The 18,303-nt window shown below is 61.1% G+C and carries 11 protein-coding genes and 1 pseudogene; 4 read left to right on the forward strand and 8 right to left on the reverse strand.

All coding sequences use genetic code 11. The features are described 5' to 3' along the window. Window positions 1-26: 26 nt before the first annotated feature. From D7241_RS01065 to D7241_RS01100, 8 genes are all read right to left on the reverse strand, one after another. Window positions 27-1,022, reverse strand: a complete 996-nt coding sequence (locus D7241_RS01065) for a TAXI family TRAP transporter solute-binding subunit (RefSeq protein WP_408099949.1) — start codon at window positions 1,020-1,022, stop codon at window positions 27-29. Between the two features lie 60 nt (window positions 1,023-1,082). Beyond that, window positions 1,083-3,041 (reverse strand): TRAP transporter permease, encoded by a 1,959-nt coding sequence (locus D7241_RS01070; RefSeq protein ID WP_408099950.1) that lies wholly within the window; start codon window positions 3,039-3,041, stop codon window positions 1,083-1,085. A gap of 407 nt (window positions 3,042-3,448) precedes the next feature. Next, a complete protein-coding gene (locus D7241_RS01075; RefSeq protein ID WP_408099951.1) occupies window positions 3,449-4,678 on the reverse strand; it encodes a benzoate/H(+) symporter BenE family transporter in 1,230 nt (409 codons plus the stop codon). Between the two features lie 191 nt (window positions 4,679-4,869). After that, the gene (locus D7241_RS01080; protein ID WP_255982227.1) at window positions 4,870-5,673 is read right to left on the reverse strand and encodes an enoyl-CoA hydratase/isomerase family protein; all 804 of its coding nucleotides are present in this window, start codon (window positions 5,671-5,673) and stop codon (window positions 4,870-4,872) included. Between the two features lie 30 nt (window positions 5,674-5,703). After that, on the reverse strand, window positions 5,704-7,233 hold the full coding sequence (locus D7241_RS01085; protein ID WP_408099952.1) for an AMP-binding protein: 1,530 nt from the start codon (window positions 7,231-7,233) through the stop codon (window positions 5,704-5,706). Further along, a complete protein-coding gene (locus D7241_RS01090) occupies window positions 7,226-7,741 on the reverse strand; it encodes a (2Fe-2S)-binding protein (protein WP_408099953.1) in 516 nt (171 codons plus the stop codon). Before D7241_RS01090 ends, D7241_RS01085 begins: the two co-directional genes overlap by 8 nt. After that, entirely contained in the window at window positions 7,725-8,552 is an 828-nt protein-coding gene (locus D7241_RS01095) for an FAD binding domain-containing protein (RefSeq protein ID WP_408099954.1), read from the reverse strand. Before D7241_RS01095 ends, D7241_RS01090 begins: the two co-directional genes overlap by 17 nt. Next, the gene (locus tag D7241_RS01100) at window positions 8,549-11,524 is read right to left on the reverse strand and encodes a xanthine dehydrogenase family protein molybdopterin-binding subunit (RefSeq protein ID WP_408099955.1); all 2,976 of its coding nucleotides are present in this window, start codon (window positions 11,522-11,524) and stop codon (window positions 8,549-8,551) included. Before D7241_RS01100 ends, D7241_RS01095 begins: the two co-directional genes overlap by 4 nt. A 320-nt stretch (window positions 11,525-11,844) precedes the next feature. On the opposite strand from D7241_RS01100, the gene D7241_RS01105 reads away from it, so the two are divergent. From D7241_RS01105 to D7241_RS01120, 4 genes and pseudogenes are all read left to right on the forward strand, one after another. Then, window positions 11,845-13,002 carry an efflux RND transporter periplasmic adaptor subunit gene (locus D7241_RS01105; RefSeq protein ID WP_408099956.1) on the forward strand — a complete coding sequence of 386 codons (1,158 nt, stop codon included), beginning with the start codon at window positions 11,845-11,847 and terminating at the stop codon, window positions 13,000-13,002. Then, the gene (locus D7241_RS01110) at window positions 12,999-16,094 is read left to right on the forward strand and encodes a multidrug efflux RND transporter permease subunit (RefSeq protein ID WP_408099957.1); all 3,096 of its coding nucleotides are present in this window, start codon (window positions 12,999-13,001) and stop codon (window positions 16,092-16,094) included. The genes D7241_RS01105 and D7241_RS01110 overlap by 4 nt, the downstream gene beginning before the upstream one ends. Before the next feature lie 9 nt (window positions 16,095-16,103). Continuing rightward, a complete protein-coding gene (locus D7241_RS01115) occupies window positions 16,104-16,781 on the forward strand; it encodes a heavy metal response regulator transcription factor (protein WP_408099958.1) in 678 nt (225 codons plus the stop codon). After that, window positions 16,771-18,132: pseudogene (locus D7241_RS01120) on the forward strand (heavy metal sensor histidine kinase); the annotation flags it as partial. The gene D7241_RS01115 and the pseudogene D7241_RS01120, both read left to right, overlap by 11 nt. Window positions 18,133-18,303: the final 171 nt, after the last annotated feature.

Genomic DNA, 18,303 nt, shown 5'->3' on the forward strand with positions numbered 1-18,303 from the left:
TCGCTCCTGCAAGACGGTGGGCGCGCTTACTTCAGCAGCCCGGCTTCCTTGTAGTATTTCTTCGCACCTGGGTGCAGCGGGGTGCCCAGATTGGTTTCGGCGGCCGAGCCTTCAGCGGTCCAGCCTTTCATCGAACCGAACGAGCGCTGGAGGTTTTCACGACGCTCCATGACCGCCTTGGTGATCTGGTAGGCATCTTCCTCGGACACCGAAGCATTGGCATACAGCGATGTACTGAAGCCCACACCCTCTACCGGCTCGCTCTGGTCTTCAAACATGTTGGCGGGCATGGTGGCACGCGCGAAGCCGTATTTTTCGAGGAATTTCACGGCATCGTCGCTCAGGCTGAGGAAGCGCTGGCCGGGAGCGATGGAGAGCTGTGCGGTGTTCGGGTGGCCCTCTGTGGTGATGCCGATGATCATGTCGATCTGCTTGTCGCCGAACTGGTCCTGCAGAATGCTCAGGCTGGACTTGCTGACGCTGCCGCCAAAGGCCTCGATATCCTCATAGGTCAGTCCGTTGGCTTCGAGAATCAATTTACTGATGTACTCGTTCAGACTGCCCTGCGGGCCGGTACCGATACGCACTGCAAGTTTTTTCTCCTTTATCTCAGCGATAGAGGTGATGGGGCTGTCTTTCTGCACGGTGATGCGCTGGTAATACTGGTCGAGGCCACCGACCAGGCCGAGCACGTTGTCTATCTTCTTGTCGAACGGCCCGAAGCCCTGCACCGCCCAAGAGGCGACTGGCGGGAAAATCAAACCAATGTCCGAGCGTTTGGCAGCCAGCAGCTTGGTATTGGCGATAGCCATGGGGGTGCCGAGGATGTCGACAGTCGATCCCTGCGGCAGTCCTTCGAGCATCTCGGTGCGCAGGGAGCCCGCGTAGGCGTACCAGGTGGTGCCGGTCGGCCCGGCAGCGAATTTGACGTTTACCGGGTCGGCGGCAAAGGCCGTACCGGAGAAGGCGAGGAAGCCGCCGAGAATGAAAGGCAGTGCGTTTTTCTTGAATGCTTTAATCATTTTCTTGTTCTCTTTATGGGTGAAACGTTTGCCAGACAGTTGAGCTGAGCTGGCGTTAAATCAGGCTCTTGAACTCTCCATCAAGGCGTTGCTGGAGGCGGCCTTTGTCTTGCGGACTTGCCAGACCCATACCAGGGTCAGCAGAACCAGACCTGCGAGCGACGCCTTGATTACCGGTGCAATCAGCATCGCGGCAGCGACAAACAGCAGGAACGACTCGAGCAGTGTGTTTCTAGCCCTCAGATAGCCCGCCACGCAGCCAGCCAGGGCATAGCAACCGATGACCGCGGTGACGACTGCGGGAAGTATTTCGGTCCACTCGCCCTGCAAAAGCAGCGCTGGGCTGAAGACGAAAGCGTATGCCACCAGGAAGCCGGCCAGGCTGTAGCGGAACGCGATCCAGCCTGTCTTCCAGATATTCGCCTTGGCGATTCCTCCTGCGACGAAGGCGGCGAGCGCCACGGGTGGTGTGACCATCGACAGAGCGGCGAAGTACAGCACGAAGAAGTGCGACGACAACGCCGGGATCCCAAGCTTGTCCAGCGCCGGGATGGCCAGGATTGCGCCCATGATGTAGGCGGCGGTGGTCGGCATACCCATGCCCATGACGATGACCATGAGCATCACCAGCAGAAGGGCAGGGATCAGCATGCCGCCCGATAGCGCAGTGACGAACGAGCCGAACGTCAGCCCCAGGTTGGTCATCGACGCGATGCCGACGACGATGCCTGCCCCAGCGCAAGGAATTGCCACGGCAATGGCGCCGCGCGAACCGGAATCCAGCGCCTTCAGCGAATCGATGAACACGTTGGCGGTGGCTTTGACTGCGCCGCTGATGCCCTCAGCGCTGAAACCTCCCCAAACACGGGTGATCAGGCCGAAGACTATCGTGACCCAGATGGCTTCCAGCGTGGCGGAGCTCAAGGCGCGGCCGGCCATGATCTGATAGACCAACATGATCACGGGAATGAACAAGTAAAGACGCTTGAAGACGCTGGCCCAGTTGGTGTCCATCTCGCTCAACTTGAGCGCTGTCAGGCCCTTGCGACGGGCCAGTAGATCCACAACGAAGTACAGCGCGATATAGAACAGCAGCGCCGGGATCAGCGCGGCGATGGCGACCTGAGCATAAGGGATGCCCATGAACTGCGCGATCAGAAAAGCCGCCGCGCCCATGACCGGTGGCATCAATTGCCCGCCGGTTGACGAGGCGGCTTCGACCGCAGCGGACTCTTCCGAACTCATCCCCGACTTCTTCATCGCCGGAATGGTGAACATGCCCATCACCGCCGCGTTGGCGGTGGCGCTGCCACTCACCGCGCCGAACAGGGTCGAAGAGACAATGGATACCTTGGCCATGCCGCCGCGGAAGCGCCCCACCAACAGCACGGACATGTCCATGAACAGCTGGCCGCCACCAAACAGCTGCAGGAACGCGCCGAACAGCAGGAAGTAGAACACCTGGCTGTAGGAAACGATGCTCGGGATACCGAACACGCCTTCGTTCTGCATGGTTTGCAGATCGAGGAACGTCTCGAGGAACAACATGGTCGGTTCGCCACCGTGACCGATGATGCTCAACAACGGCAGATCGCGTAACGCGGGGCCGATGAACTGGTAGCCGAGGAATACCAGGATAACTACCGTCAAGCCCATTCCCAGCGACCGGCGTACGGCCTCGATCACAAGGGCAATGGTTGCAATGCCGACGATGAAGTCCCATTTTTCCAACAGATCGACCATGGCGATCCGCGTGACTAGCCGTTCCGCGTCAATCAGGTAGTACGCAGCGATGGCCGCTGCGATTGCCGCCAGCAGGTAATCCGAGGCACGGGCAAGCGACAGCTTACCCCGGCTGTCTTGGCGCAGCGGATGGGTGATAAAGGTAAGCACCACGCCAAACATGACGTGAATAGGCACGGCGACTATCAGTTCCAGAGGTTCGCCGTACACCATGTGAATCTGGAAGGCCGCCCAGCAGAGCGCGATGATCGATGCAGGATTCAAAAGACTTTTCATGATGTTCTGCCATCTCCGTGGTCGGCCAATACCGAACGTTGGCTGACGGGATGCCGATATGCAGCCTCTAGCCTGATGGCAGGCTCGATGGGCTTGGCGAGACGCCTGTTATTTTTGTGGGACGCCTTTGCCGTGGAGACGGGTTCGGCTATGTCGAACAGAGGCCGGCGGCGTGAACGCACTGGGCCTGTCGGGAAATGCTGAAAAAGCACGGGGTCGTTCATGTCCGCCTCTACTTATTGTTATGAATGCTGTGCAGTAGCTGGCTCTATGGCTGGTTCCATCTTAGGTTCAGCAGTAAATGGATGAAATTAATGAATACTGATACGAGCCATCAGCGTGCGCTTTGGAACAGCCAGGGCGTTGACCTGGCTGTTTGCGTGTCTTGCGGTTATTCAGAGCATCGATCAGCGGTCGATTTCACCCAATAGCCAGGACACCAGTACACCGAACAGCAGTGCCCAGAACGGCGCGCTGATGCTCCACAGGGAGAAGTCGCTCATGGCCACGGCAAGGGCCACGAAAGCGCCGATCTGGCAGGCGCCGCCCTTCTGGAATGCCTGCTGCAGAGCGCTGAGCAGCACGCCGATCATCGCCAACCCGGCGACGATCATGATCAGCGCCTTTGGCAACGCCAGGATGAACGGCACGGCGAGGCCTGCGAACAATCCGAATAGACCGAACAGCACGCCGTTGACCAGTGCCGCGCCGTAGCGGTGCTGCGGGTCTTCGCCCGCTTGCTCGGATGAGCAGATCGCGGTCATGGGGCCGGCGATATTCGCGTTGTGGCCGCCCAGCAGGCCGGCGAGTACGCCGCCAATGCCGCTGAGCACTGTCATTGCATTGATAGGCGGACGGTAGCCCTCGGCCATCAGTACGCCCGCGGCCTGGGCGTTTTCGGCGCCGATAACCAGTGCAGTCAACGGAATGGTAATGGCCAGAAAGGCATCCAGCGAAAAAGTCGGTGCGGTAAAGACGGGCATCACGAAAGCAACGTCCACATCAGCGGGCTGTATTTGACCCATCGCCAGCGCAAGGCCAAATCCAACGATGCCGGCCACCATCACCGGCGGCACCGATTTGACGAACCGCGTGACCAGAAAGAAGCTCAGCGCCGCGGAGCCTGCGATCAATGGCATGGCGGCAATCGAATCGACGGCTCCGGTGGCGAAGCGAATCATGGCCCCCACGATCATCGCCATCACGATCGGCATGGGTAGCCACCGCATCAGCCGTCCGATCAGGCCGGAAACGCCGAGCAGCAAGACCAGCAAGCCGCTCATGATAAAGGCGCCCACGGCGTCGCTGAAGTTCATGCCCACAAGCGATGTGGCGAGGATCGCAGCGCCGGGAATGGTGTAGGCGCCGCAGATTGGCTGGCGATACCGCAGTGCAAGGAACAGGCTGAGCAGCCCGCCCAGCACGTAGATGGAGAACAACCAGGCAACGGTCTGACCAGCGCTCAGTTGCCCGGCCTCGGCGGCCTTGATCACCACCAGTGCGGGGCCGGTGCAGCCAAACACAGCCGCTACCAGGCCGACGCTGATGGTTTTGCTGTTCAGTATCTGGCGCAGCGCTGGTTTGCCGGGTTTGGCGTCTGGCAGATCCTTCGCCAAAGGAGTCATATCGTTGAGCATCGTGATGCCTCTGTTTGTTGTTATCTGCAGCTGCTGCCGGGACCCATCCGCTTGACCTCGCATCCAGGCCAAGCGCATGCAGCCGGCGAAGAAACCTGCGCCGGCTGTTGCGTGGCTCGCATCCCTCTGATCAAAAATGCATTGGCCAGGCGGCACGCAACGCTCGGTTACGTTTTGCTTTTGGGTGTCGCTTACTCGCCGCGGAACACCGCCGGACGCTTGCCGTGGAAGGCTTCGACCCCTTCCTTGAAATCTGCCGAGCTGCGCAGGCGGCTGTAGCAATGGCCTTCCATCTCGATGGCGACCGTCAACGGCGAGTCTTCGTTGTCGTTGATCAGCTTCTTCGCGGTGCGCTGGGCCAGCGGCGAGAATCGGCGCAGCTCATCAACCAACGCGTCTACGGTGCTTTCCAGCTCGTTATCCGGCACACACTCAGTGGCGATGCCCCAGTCGTAGGCTTGCTGCCCGGTGATGCGCTTGGCGCGCATGACCATGTGCTTGGTGCGGGTGATGCCGATGATCTTCTGAAGCCGCGCGGAGCCACCCGAGCCTGGGATCTGGCCGAGGTTCTGCTCGGGCAGGGCATAGCGGGTCGTCTCCGAAGCGATACGGAAATCGCAGGCCAGTGACAGCTCGAAGCCGACACCGAAGGTGTAGCCGCGGTTGGCCACGATAACCGGCTTGGTGCAACGCACCGGCGCCGCAACGTTCCAGGCCAGTTTGGAGACGTGCTCGGGAGATGCTTCGAGGAAGCCTTTGATGTCACCGCCGCTGGAGAAGTGCTCGCCCTCGGCGCGCAGGACGATGACACGCACGTCCGGGTGAGCATCCAGTGCTTCAAAAACTTCGCGCAGCGTATCGCGCTGGCTCATGGCGATAACGTTGAACGGTGGACGCCCCAGAATGATGTCGGCGCGTTCGCGTTCGGTATTGAGCTCGACGGTAAAGCCGTCAAAGGAGGTTTCCAGGAATTGGGCGATCTGCTGGCTGTTCATGTCTGATGTTCCTACGTGCGAAAAGGGGATTCAGTTAGTGGTCACGGGCTGGCCGTACTCGGCGACGAGTACGCGGCGCAGGACCTTGCCGACCGGCGATTTGGGGATCTGGTCGATGAATTCGTAACGACGCGGGCGCTTGAAGCGCGCCAGGCCGGACGAGACGCAATGGGCGTCCAATTCATCTTCGGTAATCGGATGGCGCAGCTTGATGAACGCAGCGACCAGCTTGCCCCACTGTTCATCCGGCAAGCCCACCACGGCGACTTCCTCGACTGCCGGATGGAGAGACAAGGCATTTTCGATCTCGGCGGGGCTGACGTTCTCGCCGCCGGTGATGATCAAATCATCGACGCGGCCGGTGACGAACAGATCGCCATCGTCATCGAAATAACCGGTGTCGCTGGTGTAGTACCAGCCGTCGCGAATGGATTTGGCATCAGCATCTGGCCGCTTCCAGTAGCCATCGAAGGCTTCGTCGCTGGAAAGGTCGGCGATGATCTGGCCTTCTTCGTTGGGCTTGCACAGGTCGTCGGCTGACTGGGCGTCGAGCGCCACGACACGGATGCGCTGGTTGAGCGCGCTACGCCCCGACGAGCCGGGCTTGCCGCTGGCCTTCTGGTCGATGGTGAAGGTGTAGATTTCCGAGCTGCCGTAGTGGTTGACGAACAGTTCGGGCTTGAATGCCGCCTCGACCCGTTGCATCAATCCATCGCTCATCGGCGCGCCGGCGAAGCCGAGCTTGGTCACGCTGGCGACACGCTCGGCGCTGAACGCAGCGTGTTCGATAAGCATGTGATAGAGCGTCGGCACCAGATACAGGTTGGTGATCTTCTCGCGCTCGATGGCGTTCAGCGTGGCTTCGACATCGAATTTCGGCACGCAGACGAAATGGCCGTCCAGCAATGCCATCGACAGCAATGAGCGCACGCCCATGGTGTGATACAGCGGCATCACGCCCAATGTGCACTCTTCATGGCCATACAGATTCTGCGCCACGTGCGCGACGGCGGAGGCGCGCTCGGCACGGTGACTACGGGGTACGCCTTTGGGACGGCTGGTGGTGCCGGATGTGTAGAGCATCAGCGACCAGTCTTCGGGGCCGGCGCGCAGGATCGTTTCGCTTGGGGCGTCGGCAATAAGTTGCTCGAAGCTCATGACGTTGCCGCTGGTTGGCAGGCCGGAGCTGATGCATTGAACACCCTTGAAATCGCAGGCGCTGACAGCTTCGTGTGCCGAGTCGTCATGAATCACTACGCGTGCTTCGGCATCGCTGACGCACCAGCTCAGGTCGTCGGCGCTGCAGCGCCAGTTCAGAGGCGTCATGATGATGCCAGCGAACTGACAGGCCCAGTGCAAGGTGGCCATTTCCCAGCGGTTTTGCATGACGGCAACCAGGTGGTCGCCTTTTTTCAGGCCCAGTCGCTCAAGGCCGTGGGCGGCGTTCTGGATATCGGCGAACCAGGTCTCGTAAGTTTTCTTCAACTCGCCGTCGCTGATCGCCACCGTTTGCGGCCGGCGTTCGACCGCGGCGAGGAAGCTGCGTCCAAGATCAAACATTGTTGTTGTTCTCCACGGGGTTTTCTTGTCGTTTTTGTGCTACTTCGAGTACCGCCTGAACCATTCCGGTGTAGCCGGTACAGCGGCACAGGTGGCCGGACAGCATGTCGCGAACCTGGGTTTCGTCCGGGTTCGGCACGCGTTCGAGGTATTCCACGCAGGACATCAGAATGCCGGCGGTACAGAAGCCGCACTGCAGCGCGTGGTGGCGGCTGAATGCCTGTTGCAGATCATTCATGACGTCGTCACGGGCGAGCGACTCCACGGTATCGATCCGACGCTCGTGAGCCTGTACCGCCAGCATCAGGCAGGAGCGCGAGGCCACGCCGTCCACGAGCACGGTGCAGGCACCGCAGACGCCGTGCTCGCAACCCACGTGCACACCCGTGGCGCCCAGCTCATGGCGCAGAAAGTCGCATAGCTGCATACGCGGCTCCGCGAGCGCTTCGCGCTGCCGGCCGTTGAGTTCCAACTTGACGGGATAGCGCTGGTCAGCTGGCGCGTGCATGGGTATTGCCCTCGATCAGTTGTTGGCCCAGTTCGCGGACCAGCTGACGCCGGTATGCCGCGCTGGCATGTACATCGTCCTGCGCGCCGAGCGACCAGGCGAACGTGTTGAGTGCGTCTTTCAGCTCCGCGCCCAGGGGCAGGCGGCGCAAGACCGCGCGGTCGGCGACGCCGCCTACGCCCAGGTCGACCTGGTCCTGGCGAATGCAGGCGGCCAGCGCGACCAGCGCGAAATCACCGTGGCGCATGGCAATTTCCTGGAAGCGATAGGTGACACCCGCTTCGCATAGCGGAAAGTGCACTTCAACGACCAGCTCGTCCGGACGCTTTTCGGTGGTCAGCACGCCCTGGAAAAATTGCGCTGCGGCGATTTCCCGACGTTTGCCCTTGAGTGACTCGAGCACCACGGTGCCGCCAAGCGTGACCAGGCACAGGGGGATTTCCGCGCTGGGATCGGCGTGAGCGACCGAGCCGCAAACGGTGCCGCGGTTGCGGGTCTGGAAATGGCCGATCCAGGGCATGGCCTGGGCCAGCAGTGGTACTTCGTCGGCCAGGCTTGGGCGATCCATCAGCTCGACCTGGCGCACGGCGGCGCCGATCACCAGACGGCCTTTTTCCAGATTCAGGTAGTGCAAGTCGCTGGCATGGTTGATATCGATCAGCACCTTCGGCTGTGCCAGGCGCATGTTCAGCACCGCCATCAGCGATTGACCGCCAGCGATGACCCGAGCCTGCTCGCCGTGCTCGGCAAGCAATTGCAGCACCTCGCGCTTGCTAGCGGCGCGAACGTAATCGAATGCAGCGGGTTTCATTTCGCACCTCCCAGGCCCAGCAGGGCGAGCAGTCTTTGCCAGGGGCTGGTCTTCACTGGCTTGCCGGTCAGGCGCTGGGCGAGGCGGGTGAATATCTGGCCGATGATCACTTTCGAGGCGCTCTGCAGCATGCGTCCGCCCACGGCAGCGACCTTGCCGCTCACGGCTGCGTCGTAGGCGTATTCCAGTCGCGTATGGCCGTTGTCCAGCTCGACGAAAGTGACCTTGGCGCTACCGGTCGCCGAGCCCATCGGACTGTTGCCCGAGCCGGAAAGGCGCAGCGAATGCGGCGGGTCCAGATCCGTCAGCCCAACACGCGCCGCGAAGCGAGCGCGGATCATTCCAACGCCTACGGTTACATCGGCGCGGTAATGGTTTTCGCTTTCCAGCTCGAGCGCATGGCAACCAGGGATGATCGACTGCAATGTTTCCGGATCGAGCAGGGCATCGAAAACCTGCTGCGGCGGCGCCGGAATTTCCACCGAGTCCTGTGCCTGCAGCGCCGAGCCACCGGCGACCCGTGGTGCTTCAGACACCACGCCTTCGGGCGGTGGTGGCTCGTCGATGCCGATCATGCTGCGCACGCGCGACGGCGTCATCGGCAGCTTGATATCCGAACGACCCAGTGCGTCGGCCACGGCATTGGCGATGCACACCGGCGTACTCATGTTGTTGCCTTCGCCCACCCCTTTGGAGCCAAGCGGGGTGAAGGGCGAGGGCGTCTCCATATGCAAAATCACCGGTTCCACGGCCTCGGGCGCAGTCGGCACCAGGTAGTCGGCGAAGGTGCCCGAAAGAAAGCTGCCGTCGTCGCCATAGGCGAACTCTTCCATCAGTGCGACGCCGAGCGCTTGGGTGAATCCGCCGCGGATCTGTCCATCGACCAGCATCGGGTTGAGGATTCGACCGGCATCGTGGCAGGTGACGTAGCGGTCGATATGGACCTGACCTGTGATCCGATCGATTTCCACGCCGCAGTAATCGAAGATGAAGCCGTAACACAGCGAGCTGTTGATGCAGTCGTTATCGTCTGGAGCGGTCAGCTGAGGCGGCGTCCAGAAGGCGGTTTCGCGCAGTCCGCCTTCTTCATTTTCAGGGAGAAGGCCAGGCGACCAGTGGGTTGATCCTGCAATACGGTGGAAGGCTTGGCTGGGGCCGTCTTCAACGAAAACCTTGCCACCGGCGAAGCGCACCTGATCCGCAGGTACATCCCACATCGCGGCCGCAATACCGGCCATGCGTTCACGGATTTTCACCGCTGCGTTGTATACCGAGCCTGCGACCGCGCCAGCAAAGCGGCTGGAGTAGTTGCCCGATGCGATCGACCAGGCGTCTTTGCCTGTGTCCAGTTCGACATTGACGTTAATGCTGCCGAGCGCCACGCCCAGCACCTCCGCCACGATCTGGGCGACAACGGTCTGGTGACCCTGGCCCTGGGGGGTCGACGAAATGTGGACCGTCACGCCACCAAGCGGGTCAACGCTGACGGTGGCCGTGCTGACCGCACCGTTCTTGGGACCGCTCTTGCGCCGCTCTTCGGGCGTCATCGCGGTGGTGATGTAGCCCATGTTGGAAATCGACGGCTCGACCACGGCGGTGTAGCCGATGCCGTAGAGGCGGCCCTCGGCACGTGCCTGTTTCTGGCGGCGCAGCAGTTCGTCGAGTCCGCCCTCCCGAATGGCGAGGTCGACGGTTGCGGGATAGTCGCCTGAGTCGAGAAGGGCTCCAGCGGCAGCTCGATAGGGGAACACGCCCGCCGGAACCAGGTTGCGCCGAATAACCTGCAGCGGGTCCAGACCAAGCTGGACCGCGACCTCGTGCATCAGGCGCTCCAGTGCGAAGTACACCTGGCCGCCGCCAAACCCGCGGTTGAGCCCACTGGGTACCTTGTTGGTGAGCACGACGCGGTTGCGCACCGACAGGTTGCGAATGGCATAGGCGCCAGACAGGTTGCCGTGCATACGGTAGAAGGTGGCGGGCTCCGGCGCGCGCAGGTAGCCACCGCAGTCGTCGATCTGGTCGTAGTGCAAGGCCGTCACACGACCATCGCTCTCGACTGCTGCCTGGATCTCGCAGACGCGGTTGGTGGCGCTGGATGAGGCCTGCAGGTGCTCCAGCCGGTCTTCGACCCACTTGACCGGGGCGCCGACTTTGCGTGACGCCAGACCCATGAGCACTACATAGGGGAACACCCCCTGTTTGATGCCGAAGCTGCCACCTGAATCTGGCGGCGTGCGCAGGCGCAGGCGGTTCCCTGCGACGTTCAGCGCACGTGCCATTACCGAGTGCAGCGCGTAGGGGCCCTGGAAATTGGAAAGGACGTCATAGGTGCCGGTGGCTGCCTGGTAATGTCCCAGCACCACATAGCACTCGATCGGGGTGCAGGAGTTTCGCGGGTAGTGGACCTTGATCGACACCCGGTGAGGCGCCTCTTCGAACGCCCGCTCCGGATCGCCGTAGCGGAAGTTACGCTCATTGACCACATTGCTACCCACCGCCTCATGGAGTACGGGCGCTTCCTCTTGGGTGGCGGCTTCCGGATCGATGATCGGCGGTAACGGCTCATACTCGACCTGAATCGCGTCAAGCGCATCCTCGGCCAGATAACGGTCGTCTGCGATGACCACGCAGACGGGTTCACCCACATAGCGAGCCTTGTCCACCGCCAGGCACCAATGCTCCATGGGGGCACGGACGCCGACTGGAAAAGGGTTTGCCCAACGCTTGACGTCCTCTCCGGTGAGCACGGCATGTACGCCCTTCATGGCCAGTGCAGGCGAGGCATTGACCGAGATGATGCGAGCGTGCGCATGAGGCGAACGAACAATGGCAGCGTGCAGGGTGCCGGGCGGGGTGGCCATGTCATCGGCATAGCGGCCCAGCCCGCGCAACAGCGCCGCATCTTCGACGCGAGCCTGGGAACGTCCGATCTGGCCGGCCTCGTTCCGCTCGGTGGGTTGGTACATATTCATTGCGGGACTCTTGTTCTGTTTGTGTCCCGAGTATTGGCAGACGTCGAATAGGTTGCCTTACCCCCCGCTACGGGTTTTTACCCATGAGTCGTCGGATTTACCTTTGAGTCTGATTTTGTGCGCGCTTTTAGGCGTGACGAACATGTCAGCGGCACTGAAAAAATTACGGATGGAGCACGGCGTTGCGACCGGTGACGACAATTCGCTCCCGCAGCTAGCCCTTGCTGACAGCGCTGTCAGTTGGTGGTCATTCTGCTGACCTGTCCGGCAGGTTATAAGTGAGCCACAAAAATCTAATAACCTCGTCTGGCGTCCTATCGATGCGTACCCGAACCAAAGTAATTGCAGCCTTATGTGGATTAGTCGGCCTGGCTATCGCAGGCAGCTGGCTATCGAGCGAGCCTGCCGTTACCAAGGCCTTAACCTCCACTGCGGTTCCGGTGCGGGTTGTGGTCGTCGAGAAAAGGGATGTGGCGGCTTATGCAAGCGGCATCGGCCGAGTGGCTTCGCTGCACAGCGTGGTGATCCGTCCTCAAGTCGACGGCATGCTGACCCGCCTCCACGTCCGGGAAGGGCAGTGGGTGAAGGCGGGCGAATTGCTTGCCACCATAGATGACCGTTCGATCCGCGCCAGCCTCGCCGAGGCCAAGGCGCAATTGGGGCAAAGCCAGGCGCAACTGGATGGAGCGGAAATCGATCTCAAGCGATACCGTTTGTTGATTGCCGACAACGGCGTGTCACGACAGACCTTCGATCAACAGCAGGCGCTGTTCAATCAACTCAAGGCTACGGTTTCGGGGCACAAGGCCGCGATTGCCGCAGCCGAGGTGCAACTGTCCCACACCCAGATTCGGTCGCCGGTTGCTGGGCGGGTGGGCATTCGCAATGTGGACGAGGGCAACTTTTTGCGGATGAGCGATGCCGAAGGGTTGTTTTCGGTCACGCAAATCGCACCCATTGCGGTGGAGTTTTCGCTGCCGCAAGGGATGTTGCCGACCCTGAAGCGGCTACTCGATGCGCCGGAATCAGCAATCGTCAAAGCCTACGTGAGCGATGACAGGTCGGCGCAGAACGTGCTCGGGAAAGGCCGCCTCACCCTGATCGACAATCAAATCTCCGCCACCACCGCCACGCTACGGGCTAAGGCCGAATTCGCTAACGACGATCAGAACCTCTGGCCCGGGCAACTGGTGAACGTCAAGGTACAGACCGCGCTCTACAAGAACGCGCTGGTCGTCCCGCCCAAGGCGGTGCTGCGCGGCCTGAACAATCACTTCGTCTATCGGCTCAACGGTGATGTCGCTGAGGTGGTGCCGGTGAAGCTGATTTATCGCGACAGCGAGACAGTCATCATCGAGGGCGCGCAAGCCGGCGATGTATTGGTCAGCGATGGTCAATCGCGACTTAAGCCGGGCACAAAAGTCGAGGTGCTCGAAGCGCCATCGGAACAGACGCTTGCCATACAGGCGCAGCAATGAGCAGCCGGGGTTCGGTATCGACCTGGTGCGTCCATCACCCGGTCGCGACCTTGTTGCTGACCTTCGCCATGCTGCTGATGGGCTTGATCGCCTATCCCCGATTGGCGGTTGCCCCGTTGCCAGAGGCGGAGTTTCCGACCATCCAGGTGACCGCTCAGTTACCTGGTGCCAGCCCGGAAACCATGGCGTCATCTGTGGCGACGCCGCTGGAAGTGCAATTCAGCGCGATTTCCGGCCTGACGCAGATGACTTCAAGCAGCGCACTGGGATCGACCAACCTGATACTGCAGTTCTCCCTCGACAAGAGCATCGATACCGCTGCGCAGGAGGTACAGGCCGCGATCAGCAGTGCAGCCGGCAAGTTGCCACAGGATATGCCGAGCCTGCCAACCTGGAGAAAGGTCAATCCCGCCGACAGCCCCGTGCTGATTCTCACCGTCAGTTCCGCCTTGATGCCTGCGACGGAATTGAGCGACCAGGTCGAAACCGTGCTGGCAAGGCAGCTCAGTCAGATCGAAGGGGTCGGGCTGATCAATATCACCGGCCAGCGTCGCCCGGCCATTCGCGTGCAGGCATCACCGGACAAACTGGCGGCGGTCGGCCTCACCCTGGCCGACATTCGCCAGGCAATTCAGAACACCAACCTCAACCTGGCCAAGGGCGCGTTTTATGGCGAGTCGAGCATCTCCACAATCTCGACCAACGACCAGCTGTTCCAGCCCGAGGAATACGGACAACTGATCGTCTCCTATGTCGATGGTGCTCCGGTGCACCTGAACGATGTCGCGCAGGTCACGAGCGGGTCGGAAAACGATTACGTGCGAGCCTGGTCGGGCGACGAGCCAGGCCTCAACCTCGTGATCAGGCGTCAGCCCGGCGCCAACATCGTCGAAACGGTGGATCGCATTCTGGGCGAGCTGCCGCGCCTGCAAGCGCTTCTGCCCGCGTCGATCGAAGTCACTGTGCTCAACGACCGTACCGAGACCATTCGCGCGTCGTTGCATGAGGTGGAACTCACGCTGTTGATCGCGGTGGTGCTGGTCATCGGCGTGATGGCGCTGTTTCTGCGGCAATGGTCGGCGACCCTGATCGTATCCAGCGTGCTTGGCGTTTCGTTGATCGCCTCACTCGCGCTGATGTATGTGCTCGGTTTCAGCCTGAACAACCTGACCCTGGTAGCCATCGTGATCGCGGTGGGTTTCGTAGTGGACGATGCGATCGTGGTGGTGGAAAACATTCACCGTCATCTGGAGGCCGGCGAAGGCAGGCGCGAGGCTGCGATCAAGGGTGTCAACGAGATCAGTTTCACGGTCATTTCGATCAGTGCCTCGCTGATCGCGGCGTTCATCCCGCTGTTGTTCATGGGCGGTGTGGTAGGGCGGCTGTTCAAGGAATTCGCGTTGACAGCCACTTCCACCATCCTCATTTCCGTGGTGGTTTCCCTGACGCTGGCGCCGACGCTCGCCGCGCTGTTCATGCGGGCTCCTGTTCATGACGTGCAGCTGCGTCCCGGTTTCGGCGAGCGGCTGTTGGGCCACTATGCAAACGGGTTGCGCCGTGCGCTTGCTCATCAGCGGATGATGCTCGGGCTGTTCAGCCTGACATTGGCGCTGGCTGTCTCGGGCTATGTTTTCATCCCGAAGGGGTTCTTCCCCGTGCAAGACACCGGATTCATCCTCGGCACCACCGAGGCGGCGGCCGACGTCTCCTACCCGGACATGGTCGAGAAGCATCTGGCATTGGCGAAGATCCTCAGCGAAGACCCTGCGGTCAGAGCGTTTACCCATGCGGTAGGCGTAACCGGTAGCAACCAGACCATTGCCAATGGCCGCTTCTGGATCTCGCTGAAGGACCGCGACCAGCGCGACGTTTCCGCCAGCGCCTTCATCGATCGGGTAAGAGGCAAGCTGAGGGCGGTGCCGGGCGTCGTCTTGTACTTGCGTGCCGGACAGGACATCAATCTCGGCGCGGGTCCCAGTCGCAGCCAGTACCAATATGTGCTCAAGGGCAATGACGGGCCCACGCTCAATACCTGGACGCAGCGCCTGACCGAAAAGCTGCGGGAAAATCCGGCGTTTCGTGACATTTCTAATGACCTGCAACTCGGGGGCAGTACCACGCATATCAGTATCGACCGCGCCGCTGCGGCGCGATTCGGCCTGACTACCAACGACGTCGATCAGGCCCTATACGATGCTTTCGGTCAGCGCCAGATCAGCGAATACCAGACCGAGACGAACCAGTACAACGTCATTCTCGAACTTAGCCGGCATCAGCGTGGCAGAGCGGAAAGCCTCGACTATTTCTATATGCGATCCCCGTTGAGCGGCGAAATGGTGCCGCTGTCCGCAGTGGCGAGGATCGATGCGCCTGTCAGCGGGCCGCTGTCGATCAGTCATGACGGTATGTTTCCCGCGTCCAACCTCTCGTTCAATCTTGCCTCTGGGGTGGCGCTTGGCGATGCGGTGAGCATGCTTGAGCGGGCCAAGAACGAAATCGGCATGCCGGCCGAGATCAGCGGCAGCTTTCAGGGCGCGGCGCAGGCCTTCCAGAGCTCGCTGGCGAGCCAGCCCTGGCTGATTCTCGCTGCGCTGGTTGCGGTCTACATCATCCTCGGCGTGCTGTACGAAAGCTTCGTTCATCCCTTGACTATCATTTCCACGTTGCCTGCGGCGGGGCTCGGCGCGTTGGTGATGCTCTGGTTGTTCGGTCAGGACTTCTCGATCATGGCGCTGATCGGGCTGGTGTTGCTGATCGGCATCGTCAAGAAGAATGGCATCTTGCTGATCGACTTCGCCCTGGACGCGCAGCGCAGCCGTGGCCTGTCGCCACAGGACGCCATCTACGAGGCGTGTGTCACTCGCTTCCGGCCCATCATCATGACGACGCTTGCCGCAATGCTCGGTGCGGTCCCGCTGATCATCGGCTCCGGTCCCGGAGCGGAGCTGCGTCAGCCGCTGGGTATGGCGGTGGTGGGCGGCCTGTTGGTCAGTCAGGCGCTGACGCTGTTCACCACGCCGGTCATATACTTGTGGCTCGAGCGGCTATTCCATCGGCGCAAGGCAACCTTGCAGCCAGCGACCAATCATTGAGGCTGGGCCATGCGTGTTCTGGTTATCGAAGACGAAGAGAAAACCGCTGGTTATCTGCACCGGGGCTTGACCGAGCAAGGCTACACGGTGGACCGCGCAGGTGACGGTGTCGAAGGGCTGCACTTTGCGCTTGAGCGCGATTATGCAGTCATCATTCTTGACGTCATGCTGCCTGGACTCGACGGTTTTGGCGTGCTTCGCAGCTTGCGGGCACGCAAGCAGACGCCGGTGATCATGCTTACCGCGCGCGAGCGGGTGGAAGATCGCGTTCGGGGCCTTCGCGAAGGGGCCGATGACTACCTAGGCAAACCCTTCTCCTTCCTCGAACTGGTGGCCCGCTTGCAAGCCCTGACGCGGCGCGGCGGCGGTCACGAACCGGTACAGATCAGCATTGCCGACCTTTGGATCGACCTGATCAGCCGCAAGGCCACCCGGGCTGACGTTCGCCTGGAGCTCACCGCCAAGGAGTTTGCGCTACTCAGCGTGCTGGCGCGGCGTCATGGGGAAATCTTGTCGAAAACCGCGATCGCTGAAACGGTGTGGGACATCAATTTCGACAGCGACGCGAACGTCGTCGAAGTCGCGATCAAGCGCTTGCGTGCCAAGCTCGACGGTCCCTTCGAGCACAAACTTCTGCACACCATTCGTGGCATGGGGTACGTATTGGAAGACCGTCGTGTCTGCTGACTCCATCGCGCTGCGCCTGAGCGGCATGTTCACGCTCGTGGCGACGGTGATCTTCCTGGTGATCGGCTGGACGCTTTACCACCAGGTCGGCAAAGGCCTGGGGCTGCTGCCAGAGGCCGAACTGGATGCGCGTTATAGCGTGCTCGAGTCGGCCCTGAATCGCTATGGAACGCCCGAGCACTGGGCCAAGATAAGCGCCAAGCTCACGCTCCTTCGCAAGGAAGACAGCCGCATCCGCTTCTGGGCGGTCAGTGACGATCCTCGTTTCGAATTCGGTGACCCGGACGAACAACTGCGTAGTTTCGCCCAAGGACCGGAAGGCATGCGCGACCTGATGCTCGATGGCTACGGCTATCCGATAAAAGTCCTGCTACGCGAATTGCCAGCCAAGGATCAGCGTCCACCTGTGCGTTTTTTGATCGCCATTGATACCGAGGCGTTCTGGCAAACCCAGCGCCACCTGCTCTTGGTACTTGTCAGCTTGGCCATCGTTGGCGTCCTGCTGGCAGCGGCTCTGGGGTATTGGGTTGCTCGCATCGGCCTGAAACCGTTGATCACGCTGTCCGATGAAGCCCAGAAGCTGACGCCGCCGCGACTCTCCGGCCGTTTGCAACTCTCGTCGCTCCCGCCTGAGCTGAAGCAATTCGCCAGTGCCTTCAATACCACGCTCGAACGGGTCGAGCAGGCCTACGGGCGCCTTGATTCGTTCAATGCCGATGTGGCCCATGAGCTGCGCTCGCCACTGACGAACCTCATTGGGCAAACGCAGGTGGCTTTGAGCCGGGGGCGATCGGCGGATGACTATTTCGAGGTTCTGCAATCGAACCTTGAGGAACTCGAGCGGCTGCGCTCCATCATTCTCGACATGTTGTTCCTGGCGAGCGCTGACCAGGGTAGCAAGGCGACCGAGCTGACATCGGCTTCGCTCGCCGCTGAAGTCGCCACCACCCTGGACTACCTGGATTTCATTCTCGAAGATGCTCAGGTGAAGGTGCAGGTCAGCGGCGACGCAACGGTGCAGATCGAGAAGGCTCACATGCGGCGTGCGCTGATTAACCTGCTTAACAACGCGGTGCAACACACCGCCGCAGGGCAGAGCATTCAGGTGTGGATCACTGAGCGGGAGGATCAGGTCAGCATCGGCGTCGCCAACCCGGGCGAGGTCATCGACAGCGAACACTTGCCGAGACTGTTCGAACGGTTCTTCAGGACCGACCCTTCGCGCAGCAACAGCGGCGCCAACCACGGACTTGGTCTTGCCATCGTCAAGGCCATCGCGCTGATGCATGGTGGCGACGTTTTCGTGCGCAGCGCCGACGGCGTAAATACGTTCGGCATGCACTTGCCCGTGCGGCCGCCCAAAGCGGTCTGCGGAGGCAAAGCTGGTCCGGCCGGCGGGGCGAGAAGCGATGCCGATCTTGGCTTGAAAGCCCATCAGTGAATTTCATTCGGTTATCGATGTGGCCGTGCCAAGGCAGAGGGTGAATTACAAAGCTGGCCGGTCTTGCACTCTTACACTCTG

Origin of the sequence: Stutzerimonas sp. VN223-3, from assembly GCF_045999685.1 — a bacterium.
In the GTDB taxonomy this organism is placed as follows: Bacteria; Pseudomonadota; Gammaproteobacteria; order Pseudomonadales; family Pseudomonadaceae; genus Stutzerimonas; species Stutzerimonas stutzeri_AR.